The organism is Methylobacterium sp. EM32 (assembly GCF_040593685.1).
Taxonomy (GTDB): Bacteria; Pseudomonadota; Alphaproteobacteria; order Rhizobiales; family Beijerinckiaceae; genus Methylobacterium.
Genome location: NZ_JBEXZS010000051.1, coordinates 1 through 15,026, shown reverse-complemented (window position 1 = coordinate 15,026; position 15,026 = coordinate 1). Strand labels below are relative to the sequence as shown.

11 protein-coding genes are annotated in these 15,026 nt (G+C 69.3%); 9 read left to right on the top strand and 2 right to left on the bottom strand.

Going from position 1 to position 15,026, the window contains the following annotated elements:
- Positions 1-13 precede the first annotated feature (13 nt).
- The 3 genes from ABZT49_RS07905 (at position 14) to ABZT49_RS07895 (ending at position 4,456) form a co-directional block, all read left to right on the top strand.
- Positions 14-943 carry a hypothetical protein gene (locus ABZT49_RS07905; protein WP_355285139.1) on the top strand — a complete coding sequence of 310 codons (930 nt, stop codon included), beginning with the start codon at positions 14-16 and terminating at the stop codon, positions 941-943.
- A gap of 67 nt (positions 944-1,010) precedes the next feature.
- Positions 1,011-2,708 carry a hypothetical protein gene (locus tag ABZT49_RS07900; protein ID WP_355285137.1) on the top strand — a complete coding sequence of 566 codons (1,698 nt, stop codon included), beginning with the start codon at positions 1,011-1,013 and terminating at the stop codon, positions 2,706-2,708.
- Positions 2,709-3,097: 389 nt separating this feature from the next.
- Entirely contained in the window at positions 3,098-4,456 is a 1,359-nt protein-coding gene (locus tag ABZT49_RS07895) for a hypothetical protein (protein WP_355285135.1), read from the top strand.
- Between the two features lie 45 nt (positions 4,457-4,501).
- Here the strand turns inward: ABZT49_RS07895 and ABZT49_RS07890 are convergent, their stop codons facing one another.
- Together ABZT49_RS07890 and ABZT49_RS07885 are read right to left on the bottom strand one after the other, a co-directional pair.
- On the bottom strand, positions 4,502-6,178 hold the full coding sequence (locus ABZT49_RS07890; RefSeq protein ID WP_355285133.1) for a methyl-accepting chemotaxis protein: 1,677 nt from the start codon (positions 6,176-6,178) through the stop codon (positions 4,502-4,504).
- Between the two features lie 377 nt (positions 6,179-6,555).
- Positions 6,556-7,209, bottom strand: a complete 654-nt coding sequence (locus ABZT49_RS07885) for a TetR/AcrR family transcriptional regulator (RefSeq protein ID WP_355285131.1) — start codon at positions 7,207-7,209, stop codon at positions 6,556-6,558.
- 193 nt (positions 7,210-7,402) lie between these two features.
- Between ABZT49_RS07885 and ABZT49_RS07880 the strand changes: the two genes are divergently transcribed.
- The 6 genes from ABZT49_RS07880 to ABZT49_RS07855 all read left to right on the top strand — a co-directional run bounded on the left by ABZT49_RS07880 (position 7,403) and on the right by ABZT49_RS07855 (position 14,723).
- On the top strand, positions 7,403-8,212 hold the full coding sequence (locus ABZT49_RS07880) for an ABC transporter ATP-binding protein (protein ID WP_093569897.1): 810 nt from the start codon (positions 7,403-7,405) through the stop codon (positions 8,210-8,212).
- Positions 8,212-10,143 carry a long-chain fatty acid--CoA ligase gene (locus ABZT49_RS07875; RefSeq protein WP_355285128.1) on the top strand — a complete coding sequence of 644 codons (1,932 nt, stop codon included), beginning with the start codon at positions 8,212-8,214 and terminating at the stop codon, positions 10,141-10,143. Before ABZT49_RS07880 ends, ABZT49_RS07875 begins: the two co-directional genes overlap by 1 nt.
- A 14-nt stretch (positions 10,144-10,157) precedes the next feature.
- On the top strand, positions 10,158-11,051 hold the full coding sequence (locus ABZT49_RS07870; RefSeq protein WP_099951620.1) for a branched-chain amino acid ABC transporter permease: 894 nt from the start codon (positions 10,158-10,160) through the stop codon (positions 11,049-11,051).
- Positions 11,051-12,124 carry a branched-chain amino acid ABC transporter permease gene (locus tag ABZT49_RS07865; protein WP_355285125.1) on the top strand — a complete coding sequence of 358 codons (1,074 nt, stop codon included), beginning with the start codon at positions 11,051-11,053 and terminating at the stop codon, positions 12,122-12,124. The genes ABZT49_RS07870 and ABZT49_RS07865 overlap by 1 nt, the downstream gene beginning before the upstream one ends.
- A gap of 253 nt (positions 12,125-12,377) precedes the next feature.
- Complete coding sequence (locus ABZT49_RS07860; protein ID WP_355285123.1) at positions 12,378-13,649, top strand: ABC transporter substrate-binding protein; 1,272 nt, start codon at positions 12,378-12,380, stop codon at positions 13,647-13,649.
- 237 nt (positions 13,650-13,886) lie between these two features.
- Positions 13,887-14,723 carry an ABC transporter ATP-binding protein gene (locus ABZT49_RS07855; RefSeq protein ID WP_355285121.1) on the top strand — a complete coding sequence of 279 codons (837 nt, stop codon included), beginning with the start codon at positions 13,887-13,889 and terminating at the stop codon, positions 14,721-14,723.
- Positions 14,724-15,026 lie beyond the last annotated feature (303 nt).

The following is a 15,026-nucleotide window of genomic DNA, read 5'->3' as shown; positions in this document are numbered from 1 at the left end:
CAGGAGAGCCGAGATGCCGAACCTCGACGGCGGCCACTACTTCTTCACCGCGATCGTGCCGATCGAGAACGACGTCATCGTCGAGCACGAGGGCCTGCGCAGCTCCCCCGTCCACATGGTGCGCGAGGCGCTGGAGACGCTGCCCACCGCCCTGCAATCGCCGGAGGCGGTGAAGGTCGGGATCCAGAGCCCCTTCGCCCGCTCGCTACGCACGCATTTCGCCCGTTTCGTCGTGCTCGACCAGCCGTTCTTCAACGGGCGCGACCACAGCGACGCGGTGGCGGACGCCGTGCATCAGACTGACCTGCTGATCCCGCAGGCCAATGACGTCCTCGCCTGCCCCTACCTCCTGGTGATGATCGACTTCGACCCGGAGGGATCCGACCCGGCGCGGCGCTATTGCGAGGAGCTTTGGGAGCTGATGCCGCGCGAGCTCGAGGCGGTGTTCCGCTTCTGCCACGGCTTCCGTCAGGTTCACGATGCCAAGACCTTCGCCGACTTCCTGCTGCCGTGCCAGGTCGAGACGACGATGCCGTTCAACGATTACTGGATCGCCACGCCGCCCCTGTCGTCGCCCTCGCGCTGGCTGGTGATCGCCCCGCCGGCGCTCGGAGTGGCGCTGCCGCTGCTGGCCGCCCTGTTCCATCTCGTGCGCTGGCCGACCGGCCTGATCCTGGCGCTGGTGCTCGGCCTCGCGGGCGTCGCGGTCGATTATTGGATCGTGATGCGCCGCGGCGCCCGGCCGCTGCCGGCGGCGCCGGACGCGACCCTGCGGGACGTGCTGAAGGCGCTCTACCTGCAGCAGGCCTTCACCCGCTTCGCCATCGCCCAGCAGGGGGCCACCCTGCCGGCGCGCGGGGCGGCGTTCCGGCAGTTCCTCGCCACCCACCGCCCGACGGACATCGCCGGCCCGACGCAGGCCCCCGGGGTGATCGGCAGCTGACGCCGCCGCTCCGCACCCGCCCGACCGATCCCGGCCTGCGCGCCGCACCTCGCCCGGAACCCACGGCATGACGACCCTCCTCGACCTCGCCGACATCCAGGGCGGCATCCTGCGGGCCTATGGCCGGCAGGGCTTCCCCACGGCCCGCGCCTTCTTCCTGACCGTGCGCGGGGACGGAACCGAGGGCCGGGCCTTCGTGGAGGGCTTGCGGCCGCTCGTCACCACCGCCGCGCGCTGGAAGGACCCGGAGCGCGGCGAGGCGCTGGTGCGCCGCCGCGCCCCGCGCCTCAAGGACGTGGCCCGCGCCGAGGGCGAGGCCGACTACCCGGGCGAGGTCACCCTGGTGAAGCCGAAGGTGACGCTCAACCTCGCCTTCACGTTCTACGGCCTCCTCGCCCTCGGCGTCCCGGTGCGCACCCTGCGGGGCATGCCCGACGAGTTCATCGACGGCATGGCGCAGCGGGCCGAGATCCTGGGCGACGACCCCTTCCTCAAGAAACGCGACCCGGTGTGGCGCGATTCGGCCGGCGAGAACCGCGTCCACATCGTCGTGATGCTAAACGCGCAGATGGAGGCGGACGGCACGCCGGTTGCCGAGCTCGAGATCGAGACGCAACGCCTGCGCGACCTGTGCGCGGCGTCCGGCGGCCAGGTCGTGCTCCTGTCCGGCACCGGGCCGGACGGGGCCGACTTCCAGGAGATGTCGGCGGTTCTCGCTCCGGGCGAGCACGGCTTCGCGGCGACCAACAAGGAGCATTTCGGGCTCTCGGACGGCTTCGGCGATCCGGTCTTCGAGGGCCAGTTCCCGCCGGCGCTGGAAGCCCTGCGGGTGATCGGCGGCGGCAAGCTGATGCCCGACCAGACCTGGGCGCCGCTCGCCACCGGCGAGTTCCTGCTCGGCTACCCGGACGAGGGGCAGGAGATCCCCGGCGCGGCGATGCCGATCGAGTTCAGCCGCAACGGCACCTTCATGGCCTACCGCAAGCTGCACGAGAACGTCGAGAGCTTCGCGACCTACATCCGCCAGCAGGGCGAGCGTTACGCCGCGATCCACGGCGTCCCGCAGGCGGAGGCCGAGGCGACCCTGCGCGCCAAGCTGGTCGGGCGCTGGGAGGACGGGATCCCGCTCCAGGCCGCGCCGACTCATGCCGCCTGGCTGGCGTTCCAGGCGGAACTCGCGCAGGCCAAGGCCGCCAAGGACAAGCCGAAGCTCGCCGCGCTCGCCTTGCGCTACACCGACTTCACCTATCGCGACGACCTGTCCGGCACCACCTGCCCGGTCGCCGCCCATATGCGCCGGGCCAACCCGCGCGACATGCTCGACCCGCACGTGACCGACAAGGATCCGAAGGCCGGCGACGGCTCGGCGCTCGTCAACCGCCGCCGCATCCTGCGCCGCGGCCTGCCCTATGGCGGCCCGTCCCAGGGCGGCAGCGGCCGGGATTCCGGCGAGCAGGGCATCATCTTCCTGGCGATCTGCACCAACCTGTTCCGCCAGTTCGAGTTCGTGCAGCAGCAATGGATGCAGTACGGCCTCGACTTCAACGCCGGCAGCGACACCTGCCCGGTGATCGGCAACCACCCGAAGGGCGGCTCCCATCACGATCCGAAGCTCGTGATCGCGGTCGAGCCGGGAGGCGGGCAGCGGCCCTACATCTGCAACGACATTCCGCAGCTCGTGGAGCCCCGCGGCGGCGACTACTTCTTCGTGCCGAGCATGACGGCCCTCCGCCTGATCGGCACGGGCATCACCGATCCGACCTAGAGGACGCTCGATCGCGCTGCGACACGGTACGCGACAGTGACACGGGAGCCTGACTTGCGTCAGCCGCCCACAATGAAACCCTCCATGTCATCCCGGGGCCGCGAAAGCGGAACCCGGGATCCATAACCGCCGACGGTGCCGAGCCAAGCGGAATGCGTCCTGGCTTATCTCGAAGCGTCAGCGGTTATGGATCCCGGGTTCTCGCCTGTCGGCGAGCCCCGGGATGACGAAGAGGGTGTCCTGTCGGGCCGCTCACGCGAACAGGGCTCCACGCCACCGCCATATACTCTGACGTTCCAATCAGGCAGCGCTCCAGGTCTTTGATTGCGCCGCGCATCGTCGGCGAACCGGCATCCACGTCATCAAGAAATCGCAAGAGGCCGTCCGTCATGTGGCTCCTCAACCTGCCGGTCGTGCTCTGGCGGCGCCTGCTGCTCCTCGGGCAAGGGATCGGCGCCGCGCTCGTGCTGGCAGGGGACGCCGTCGCGGCGCTCCTGCGCGGCAGCGGCCCGGTCGGCGCGCGGCTCGCCCCGCTCCTCGCCGCGCCCGCCGGGCAGCGCCGGGTCTTCGCGGTGCTGCGGCTGGTCCAGCCCAACCTGCGGCTCGGCCGCGTCCTCGTCACGGCCTACGCCAATTCGGGCACCGCGATCGTCACCCGGCGCGACGATGTGATCGACGTCCTGTCGCGCGACGACGAGTTCGGCGTCGTCTACGGGCCGCGGATGACGACGATCACCGACGGCGAGAACTTCTTCCTCGGAATGCAGGACACGCCGCGCTACACGCGCGACGTCTCCAACATGCGGCTGGTGGTGCGGCGCGAGGACGTGCCGGAGGTGGTGGCGCCGTTCGTCGCCCGGGAGGCGCAGGACCGCGTCGTGGCGGCCAAGGGCCGGCTCGACGTGCCGCAGGCGCTGACGCTGCCGGTCGCTGCCGGCCTCCTCGACCGCTACTTCGGCACGCCCGGCCCGTCGCAGGCGGCGATGGTCGACTGGACCACGACCCTGTTCTGGTACCTCTTCCTCGACCTCCAGGCCGACCCCGCCCTCGACGCGCGGGCGAAGGCCGCCGCGGCCGCCTTTCGCGACTGGCTCGGCGCCCACATCGCCGCCCGCAAGGCCTCGGGCGAGGCGCGCGACGACGTGCTCGGCCGCTGCCTCGCGCTCCACGCCTCGGGCACCCCGGGCATGGACGACCGCGCCATCCGCGACAACCTGATCGGCCTGCTGATCGGCGAGTTGCCGACGACCTCGGCCGCCGCGATCCTCGCCCTCGACGAGTTGCTCGACCGGCCGGCGGCGCTCGCCGGCGCCCGGGCGGCGGCGCGGTCCGGCGACGACGCGGCCCTCGCCGCCCACGTGTTCGAGGCCCTGCGCTTCCGCCCGCTCAACCCGGTGATCTACCGCCGGGCGATGCGCGACGCGACCGTGGCCCCCGGCACCTTTCGCGCCCGCCGCATCCCGGAGGGCACGATGGTGTTCGCCGCCAACCTGTCGGCGATGTTCGACCCCCTGGCGGTGCCGCAGCCGGGCCGGTTCCGCACCGACCGGCCGTGGGACACCTACATGCTGTGGGGCCACGGCCTGCACCTGTGCTTCGGCGCCCATCTCAACCGCGCGACCCTGCCCGGCCTGCTCAAGCCCGTCCTCACCCGCCCCGGCTTGCGCCGGGCCGAGGGCGCGCGCGGACGCATCGACACGCAGGGCACGCCGTTCCCGGTCCACCTCGAGGTGGTGTTCGAGGCCTGACGGCGGGGCGAACGCCGCCGTCGGGCCCGTTCGGGCGCCGGACCGTCAGGCCGCCCGGACCTGCGTCAGGAAGTGCGCCACCTCGGCCGAGAGGCGCTCGGACTGGCGCGACAGCTCGGTAGCGGATGCCAGCACCTGGCTCGCCGCCGCCCCCGTCTCCTCCGCCGCCCCCGCCACGCCCGCGATGTTGCCCGTCACCTCGCCGGTGCCGGCCGCCGCCTGGGACACGTTGCGCACGATCTCCTGCGTTGCCGCCCCCTGCTCCTCCACCGCCGCGGCGATCGAGGTCGCCACGCCCGAGATCTCCTCGATCCGCGCCGTGATCTGCCCGATCGCGCCCGCCGCCCGACCCGTCGAGGCCTGGATCGCCGCGATCTGGCCCGTGATCTCCTCGGTGGCTCGGGCCGTCTGGCCGGCCAGCTCCTTCACCTCCGCCGCCACCACCGCGAAGCCGCGGCCGGCCGGTCCGGCGCGGGCGGCCTCGATGGTGGCGTTGAGCGCCAAGAGGTTGGTCTGGGCGGCGATCGACGAGATCAGCCCGACGACGTCGCCGATGCGGGCAGTGGCCTCGGTCAGCGCGCGGACCTGGTGGGCGGTCTGGCCGGCCTCCGCCACGGCGGCCTGGGCGAGGCGGGCCGAGCCGTCGACCTGGCGGCCGATCTCCTGGACCGAGGCCCCGAGCTCCTCGGCGGCTGCCGCGACGGTCTCGACGTTGGACGCGGCCTCCTCGGCGGCGGCCGCGACGGCGGTGGACTGGGCCGCGGTCTGCGTCGCCGTGGCGGTCATGGTCTGGGCGGTCCCGCGCAGTTCGCCCGAGGCCGACGCGACGGTGGCGGCCACCCTGGTGATCGAGGCCTCGAAGCCCTGGATCAGCTCGTTCAGCGTCGCGGCCCGGCGCATCCGGCGCAATTCCTCGACCTCGCTCTCGCCGCGCAGCCGCTCGCGCTCGATCGCGTTGTCGCGGAAGACGAGCACCGCGCGGGCCATCGCCCCGACCTCGTCGCGCCGCCCGGCCTCCGGCACCGCGAGATCGGTGCGGCCTTGCGCGAGAGAGCCCATCGCGCCGCGCAACGACTCCATCGGCCGCACCACCGAGCGGACGATCAGGAGCGAGACGCCGCCGAGGACGAGCACGATGAGGAGGCCGGCCACGGCGAGGCGCTCGATCTGCGCGACGATCATCTCGCGAAGGTCGCTGACATACTCGCTGACGCCGATGGAGAAGCCCCACGGCGCATAGTGGCGAAACAGCCCGATCTTCGGCACCGCCGCCGCCGCACCCTCCGGCACCCAGGTGTAGCGGAACGTCGCCACCCCGTCCCGCGCCGCCCGGGGCATCACGTCGGCGACGTAGCGGAATCCGGTCGCATCGGTCACGCCCATCAGGTTGCGGCCGACCACCTTCGCCGAGGGGTGGGCGATCACCGTTCCGGCGGCGTCGTTGACGAACAGGTAATTGTCGCGGCCGTGCCGCATCGCCGCGATGTCGGCGAGCGCCGCCTCCCGGGCCGCCGCCTCGGTCATCTCGGCCCTCTCGGCCTTCTGCCGGTAGCGCTCGACGACGTTGGCCGCGGCCTCGGTGATGAGCGCCATCCGCTCGACGCGCTGCGCCAGCATCGCCTCATACTGATAGTTGAGCGCGATCCCGCCCAGGGCGACCAAGCTCAAGGTCGCGAGCACGATCAGCAGGGCGAACTTGCGGGGAAGGGTGAGCACGAACATGGGGCAGCCGCTCCGGATCCGGTCCTCGCCGGATGTCCCGCTGGACCTAGAGGGCTGGTCGTGAACGCTCGGTATACATTGTAAGCGCTTGGAACGATTTGCGCATCATCGTCGAGATCTTGACCATGCGGCATCCGACGCAGGCGCGTCGTTGTCCTTCCAACCTATGAGATGGGTAACGACGTGCAGCACCACAGAGATGCCTGCTCTCCCACCCGCGACCTCATCCTGAGGTGCCCGCGTAGCGGGCCTCGAAGGAGGGCTCCAGAAGTCTCGCGATCCCTGGAGGCCTCCTTCGAGGCCCGCTACGCGGGCACCTCAGGATGAGGTCGCGAATGGAAGAAAGTTCACGGATGGACTCGCGCGGGCTCCCGCGCCTATCCAACCCCCGCCCTGAGCGCCCCGCGCCGCCGCGGCACCACCGCGGCCGCCGCCGGCTCCCCGCCGCGGGCGAGCGCCAGCACCATGCCGGTGAAGATCTCCTGCAACGCCGTCGTCGAGAGCCGGCCCCCCGGCTTGTACCAGGTGCAGATGCCCGACAGCATCGCGAGGATGGCGAGCGTCGCCATCCGGGTGTCGGCGAGCCGGAACTCCCCGGTGGCGCAGCCGTGGTCGAGGATGTCGCCGAGCTTGCGTTCGTAGTCGCGCCGCATCGCCACCACCGCGGCGAGGTTGTCGGGCTCCAGGCTGCGCAGCTCCGAGTAGCAGATGAACACCTCCTGCGGCCGCTCGACGTGGTAGGCGACGTGGAATTCGGTGAACCTGGTCAGCCGCTCTTCCCCGCTCCCCTCCGCCAGCAGGGCCGCGTCGAGGGCGGCGTGCAGGTCGAGCATGTGCCCGCGGATGAGGTCGAACAGGAATTCCTGCTTGTTGCGAAAATAGTTGTAGAGCGAGCCCTGCTGGATGCCGACCTCGGCCGCGAGCTGGCGCAGGCTCATCGCGGCGTAGCCGTGGGTGGCGATCAGGCTCAACCCCGCCCGCCGGATGGCCTCCTCGGTCCGCGGTCCCGACGAGCCTGCGATACGCGCCATGCTGCCCCTAACCCCGCCCTCACGGGGCGTGCCGCCCCACGACTTTCGTCGGCCCAGTGTAGCACTTGACGCTCGGAAAAAAACAGTCGAACGTATTTTCATCACGGATGACCGGAACGCATACCCGGCATCCCAGAATGGCAGAGCGGCGCCGGACACGAGCGCGGCCGCCATCCTCAGGGGAGGATCAGGCGTGGCGGAAACCCTCGCGGTTCGCCAGATCTCGTTGCGCTTCGGCGGCGTCAAGGCGCTGACGGATGTCAGCTTCGCGGTCGAGAAGGGCGAACTCTTTTCGATCATCGGCCCCAACGGCGCCGGCAAGACCTCGATGATCAATTGCATCTCGGGCCGCTACCGCCCGTCCGAGGGACAGATCCTGCTCGACGGGCGCGACATCACGAAGGCGACGCCGAACCAGCGTCCGAAGCTCGGCATCGGCCGCACCTTCCAGAACCTCGCGCTGTTCCACCACATGAGCGTGCTCGACAACATCCTGGTCGGGCGCCACCACCTGATGCGCAACAACTTCGTCACCGGCTCGCTCTACTGGCTACCTGGTGTCCAGAGCGAGGAGCTGGCGCATCGCCGCCGGGTCGAGGAGATCATCGACTTCCTCGACCTCCAGGCCTACCGCAAGGCGCCCGCCGGCACCCTCTCCTACGGGTTGCGCAAGCGGGTGGAACTGGCCCGCGCCATGGCGCTCGAGCCCAAGCTGATCCTCCTCGACGAGCCGATGGCCGGCATGAACCTCGAGGAGAAGGAGGACATGGCCCGCTATATCGTCGACCTCAACGAGGAGTTCGGCATGACCGTCGTGATGATCGAGCACGACATGGGCGTGGTCATGGACATCTCGCACCGGGTGATGGTGCTCGATTTCGGCCGCCGCATCGCGCTCGGCCGGCCCGAGGCGGTCCTGGCCGACCCGCACGTGCGCAAGGCCTATCTCGGCGAGGAGGACGAGGAACCGGCCTCGCCCGAACCGGTGAGGGCGGTGTCGTGATGACGGACTTCACCGCGCGGGCAGAGGGCGCCGACACCTTCCCGAAGCTCCTGCGCCTCAACGCCGCCGAGCACCCGAACGAGGTCGCGCTCCGCGAGAAGATCTTCGGGCTCTGGCGCCCGACCACTTGGGGCCAGTACCACGCCCGCACCCGCGCCTTCGCGCTGGGCCTGTCGGATCTCGGCATCGATCACGGCGACGTCGTCGGGCTGATCGGCGACAACCGGCCCGACTGGGTGGCTGGCGAGATCGCCGCGCACGCGCTCGGCGCCTTGTCGCTCGGCCTCTACCGCGACGCGCTGGAGGACGAGGTCCAGTACCTCCTCGCCTTCGCCGGGGTGAAGGCGGTGATCGCCGAGGACGAGGAGCAGGTCGACAAGCTCCTCAACCTCGCCGACGGCGTGCCGACCCTGCGCCACATCGTGTTCTGCGACCCCCGCGGGATGCGCAAGTACGACGATCCGCGGCTGATCTCGGCGGAAGCCCTGGCGGCCAAGGGCGAGGCCCTGCACGCAGCCGATCCCGGCCTCTACGACCGGATGGTCGACGCGACCCAGGCTGAGGCAGTGGCGATCCTCTGCACCACGTCGGGCACCACGGCGCGGCCGAAGCTCGCGATGCTGAGCGGGGGCCGAGTCCTGCGCCACTGCGCCCGCTACCTCGCCGCCGACCCGAAGGGGCCGGAGGACGATTACGTCTCGGTGCTGCCGCTGCCCTGGATCATGGAGCAGGTCTACGCGCTCGGCCAGGCTTTGCTCTCTCGCATGAAGGTCAACTTCGTCGAGGATGCCGACACGCTGATGCACGATTTCCGGGAGATTGCCCCGACCTTCGTGCTCTTCGCCCCCCGGGTCTGGGAGGCGGTGGCCGCCGACGTGCGCGCCCGGATGATGGACGCCTCGCCCCTCAAGCGCGCCCTCTACGAGCGCGGCATGACAATGGGGCTCTCCGCCCTCGACAAGGGGACGCGCTCGACTGCGGCCGACGCCCTGCTGTTCCGGGCGCTTCGCGACCGACTCGGCTTCACGCGGCTGACCTCGGCCGCCACCGGCGGCGCGGCGCTCGGGCCCGACACGTTCCGGTTCTTCCGCGCCATGGGCGTGCCCTTACGCCAGCTCTACGGCCAGACCGAGACGCTCGGCGCCTACACCCTGCACCGCGGCGAGACGGTCGATTTCGACACGGTCGGCGTGCCCTTCGACGACAGCATCGAGATCCGGGTGCTCGATCCCGATCGCAACGGCATCGGCGAGGTGCTGGCGCGCCACGCCAATATGTTCCACGGCTACTACAAGGCCGATCCCAACGCCCCGAGCGACGTGCGCGACGGCTGGATGCACACGGGCGATGCCGGCTACGTCGACAAGAAGGGCGAGTTGGTCGTCATCGACCGGATCAAGGACCTCGCGGTCAACGCCCATGGCGAGCGCTTCTCGCCGCAATACATCGAGAACAAGCTGAAGTTCTCGCCCTACGTCGCCGAAGCCGTGATCCTCGGCGCCGGGCGCGAGTACCTCGCGGCCCTGATCTGCATCCGCTACGCGGTGGTGGCGAAGTGGGCCGAGAAGAACCGCATCGCCTTCACCACCTATTCCGACCTCGCCTCGAAGCCGGCGGTGATCGAGCTGATCCGTGCCGAAGTCGAGCGGGTGAATGCGGGGCTCACGGACGTCCAGCGCGTCGCCAAGTTCGTGCTCCTCTACAAAGAGCTCGACGCCGACGACGGCGAGCTGACCCGCACCCGCAAGGTCCGCCGCGGCGTCATCAACGAGAAGTATTCCGACCTGATCGACACGATCTATGCCGGCGCGCCGAGCTACCGGGTCGACACGGTGATCCGGTTCCAGGACGGGACGACGCAACGCATCCGCACCACCCTGCCGGTGATCGACCTCACGGCGGCCCCCGCCACCCTCGCCGCCGCCGAATAGGGCTTCATGAGGCCATGAACACCCACCTGCTGCTCCAGCTCGTCGTCAACGGGCTGATCGTCGGCGCCCTCTACGGCGTGGTCGCGATGAGCTTCGTCCTGATCTACAAGGCGAGCCAGGTCGTGAACTTCGCGCAGGGCGAGTTCCTGCTCATCGGCGCCTGGGTGTGCTGGTGGCTGCTCACCACCTACCAGCTGCCCTTCCTGGTCGGCATGGCGGTCACCTTCGCGTTCATGCTGGTCTTCGGCATCGCCCTCCAGGTGGTGGTGCTGCGGCCCTTGATCGGCGAGCCGATCATCTCGGTCATCATGGTGACGATCGGCCTGTCGATCTTCTTCCAGGCCCTGTGCAAGTGGCTGTTCGGCGTCTTCGCCCAGCCCTTCCCGCCGATTTTCTCCACGCAGTCGGTGTCGTTCCTCGGCCTCGAGATCCAGACCGTGTACCTGATGAGCCTCGGCATCTCGGTCGCCATGATGGCGGGCTTCGCCTGGTTCTTCCGCTACTCGAAGCATGGCCTCGCCATGCGGGCCACCGCCTTCAACCAGCAGGTGGCGCAGTCGCTCGGCATCTCGGTCCGCAACGTCTTTGCCCTCGCCTGGGCGATCTCGGCGGTGGTCTCGTCGGTCGCCGGCATCGTGGTCGGCATCGTCAACGGCGTGTCCTCGGCGCTCTCGCTCTACGGCATCAAGGTCTTCCCGGCGGTGATCCTCGGCGGGCTCGATTCGGTCGTCGGCGCGGTGATCGGCGGCCTGGTGATCGGGGTGCTGGAGAACGTCGCGCAATACGTCGACGGCCAGTACCTCCACTGGGGCAACCTCTACGAGATCGTTCCCTTCTACGTCCTGGTGGTGATCCTGATGATCAAGCCCTACGGCCTGTTCGGCACCCGCGACATCGAGCGCGTCTGATGGCGACCCAGAGCCTGATCCCCGCCGGCGACTACCGCACCACGTACGCCGCCGACACCACCATCTTCCCGACCGCCGGCAGCCGCTACGCGGTCTGGGCGGGGCTGGCTTTGCTCTGCCTCGCCCCGCTCGTCCTCGACCGCTACTGGCTGAGCCTGCTGATCCAGATCGGCTACTTCGCGGTCGCGGCTCTGGGCCTCAACATCCTGGTCGGCTTCACCGGCCAGATCTCGATCGGGCACGCCGCCTTCTTCGGCTTCGGCGCCTTCGCGTCGGCCTGGCTGTCGAACAATTACGGCATCCCGGTCTTCTTCGCGATCCCGCTGGCGGGCGTCCTGACCACCGCGATCGGGCTGATCTTCGGCCTGCCGGCGGCCCGGCTCAAAGGTCTCTACCTCGCCATCGCGACGCTCGCCGCGCAATACATCCTGCAGGACTTCTTCGCCCGGGCGAACTGGTTCACCGGCGGCGTCGCCGGCACGGCGGCGGAGGCCTTCTCGATCTTCGGGTTCGCCTTCGACACCGACCACCGCTACTTCTACGTGGTGCTCGCCTACCTGGTGCTGACCTTCGTGCTCGCCACCAACCTGATGCGCTCGCGCGACGGGCGGGCGCTGGTGGCGGTGCGCGACCACTACCTCTCGGCGGAGATGATGGGGATCAATCTCACCCGCTACCGCACCCTGTCCTTCGGGCTCTCGGCCTTCTTCGCCGGCATCGGCGGCGCGCTCTACGCGCATTACCTGCAATTCGTCTCGGTCGAGGGTTTCGGGATCCTGCTCTCGATCCAGTTCCTCGGCATGATCATCATCGGGGGCTTGGGCTCGATCATGGGCACGCTGATGGGCACCGCCTTCATGGTGCTGGTGCCGGAGGCGATGGGCTGGCTCACCGACGCGGTGCGCGGCTCCTCCCTCGACCGGGCGCTGTCGCTCAAGGACAACCTGTCCTTCCTGCGCGAGATGGCGATCGGCCTCGTGATCGTGCTGTTCCTGATGTTCGAGCCCGACGGGCTCGCCCATCGCTGGCGCCAGATCAAGGCGTACTGGAAGCTGTACCCGTTCTCGCACTAGGCCCTGTTCAACCCTGATCGGCCGCACATGAGCGTTCTTCCCATCCCACCCGCGACCTCATCCTGAGGTGCTGCGTAGCAGCCTCGAAGGAGGCCTCCAGACGTCTCCGAGCGAACTGGAGCCCTCCTTCGAGGCTGCTACGCAGCACCTCAGGATGAGGTTGAGGGTGGGACAGGCAGGTCATCCGTCCCACGAGTTCCGACACCATCGACGAGGCTGGCGAACCAGCCCATCACCGGAGGAAACCAAAAAGATGCTTCGCCTGTCCCTCGCCTCGGCCGCCGCCCTCGCGTTCGCCGTGCCCGCCCTCGCCGCCGAGATCCCGATCGGCCACCTCGCCGACCAGAGCGGCGCCACCTCCGATGTCGGCGTGCCCTACGCCCAAGGGGTGGCCGATGCCCTCGCCTACGTGAACCGCAAGGGCGGCATCAAGGGCGAGAAGATGAACGTCGAATCGGTCGATTACGGCTACCAGGTGCCCCGCGCCGTCGCGCTCTACAAGAAGTGGACCGGCGGGCGCGACAAGGTCGCGGCGATCCAGGGCTGGGGCACCGCCGACACTGAGGCGCTCTCGGCCTTCGTCACCAAGGACGAGGTGCCCTACATCTCCGGTTCTTACGCCGCCCAGGTCAGCGACCCGACCGGCGCCAGCGGCAAGGCCAAGGCGGCGCCCTACAACTTCTTCTACGGCCCGTCCTACTCGGATGCGCTGCGCGCCATGCTGATGTGGGCCGCCGACGACTGGAAGGCCAAGGGCAAGACCGGCAAGCCGAAATACGTCCATATGGGCGGCAACCACCCCTACCCGAACTCGCCCAAGGAAGCCGGCGAGGCGATGGCGAAGGACCTCGGCTTCGATGTCCTCCCGGCAATCGTCTTCGCGCTGGCGCCCGGCGACTACACGGCGCAGTGCCTGACCGCCAAGAATGCCGGCGCCAACTACGCCTATCTCGGCAACACCGGCGGCTCGAACATCTCCTTGCTCAAGTCCTGCAAGTCGGTCGGCACCGACATCCAGTTCATGGGCAACGTCTGGGGCATGGACGAGAACGCCGCCAAGGCGGCGGGCGAAGCGGCGAACGGCGTCGTCTTCCCGGTCCGCACCGCGGCAGTGAGCGGCAGCACCGCGCCGGGCATGGCGATGGCGGCCGAGATCTCGAAGGTGTCGGACGCCGCCGGCACCGCCTACCGCCCGGTGCACTACTATACCGGCATCTGCGCCGCCCTCTACATGACCGAGGCCCTCGCCTGGGCCAAGGACAATGGCGGACTCGCCGGCCCCAACGTCCGCAAGGGCTTCTACCAGAAGAAGGACTGGGTACCGGCCGGCATGGAGGGCGTCTGCGTCCCCTCGACCTGGTCGCCCACCGACCATCGCGGGATGATGGAGGTGCACATCTACCGCGCCAAGGTCTCGGGTCCGACCGACGGGGCGCTGCCCGACCTGATGAAGGCCGGCACGATCAAGCTCGAGCCGGTCAAGACCGTGACGCTGCCGCGCAAGAGCGAGTGGCAGGGGTGGTGAGAACCACCTTCACCCGGTGACCCGCCCGTAACCCTCCCCCCTCTGCGGGGGAGGGTGCCCAGCGGATGCCGGGCGGGAGAGGGGACGCCGGTTCCGGGGAGATCGCGCGCTTGATGAAGGGCGCCCTATCCGGAACCGTCGCGGTCCCCTCTCCCGGCCCCTGCTGACGCAGGGGCCACCCTCCCCCGCAGAGGGGGGAGGGTTCGACGTCGCATCTCGCTTGAACGAAAGCCCCCGATGTCGCAGGTCATGACCCTGGAGCGCCCGATACCCGACGCCGCGTCGGCCCCCCTCCTCAGCTTGCGCAACGTCGAGGTCGTCTACGACGACGTCATCCTGGTCCTGCGGGGCCTGAGCCTCGACGTGCCGGCGGGCTCGATCACGGCGCTGCTCGGCGCCAACGGCGCCGGCAAGTCGACGACGCTGAAAGCCATCTCGGGCCTCCTGCGCTCGGAGGACGGCGAGGTCACCCGCGGCGAGATCGTGTTCGACGGCGCCCGCATCGACGGCATCGAGCCCGACCGGATCGTGCGCCGCGGCATCTTCCAGGTGATGGAAGGCCGCCGCATCGTCGCCGACATGACGCCGATGGAGAATTTGCGCCTCGGCGCCTTCTCGCGCCGCGACAAGGAGATCGGCCAGGATCTCGAGCGGGTCTTGACCTACTTCCCGCGCCTCAAGGAGCGCACGGGAGCGGCGGGCTACCTCTCGGGCGGCGAGCAGCAGATGCTGGCGATCGGCCGCGCGCTGATGGCCCGCCCCCGCCTGATCCTGATGGACGAGCCCTCGATGGGCCTTTCGCCGCTCCTGGTGAAGGAGGTCTTCGGCATCATCCGCCAGATCAACCAGGATCTGGGCGTCACCATCCTGCTCGTCGAGCAGAACGCCCGCGCCGCCCTCTCGGTCGCCGACCGCGGCTACATCATGGAGCAGGGCAAGGTGGTGCTCGACGGCACCGTGGAGGAACTGCGCACCAACGAGGACGTGAAGGAATTCTACCTCGGCGGCGCCGGCGACCAGCGCAAGAGTTTTCGAAACCTGAAGAGCTTCAAACGGCGCAAGCGGTGGATTTGAGGATATTGTCCATGCGGTCCGCAACCTTATCTTGAAGACATGACCAACCGATTGATTTGGCGCACGATTGACGATTTCCTCAACGTCATCCCGGGGCTCGGCGAAGCCGAGAACCCGGGATCCATAACCGCTGACATTTCAAGGCAAGGCGAAGCGCGTTCCTCTTCACCTTGAAACCTCGGCGGTTATGGATCCCGGGTTCCGCTTCGCGGCCCCGGGATGTTGGGGTGGACGGCCCCCGACGGCATCGATTGTGCCAGATTGGGGTCGTCTGAACACCCAACCGAGGAGACCGTCCGTGAC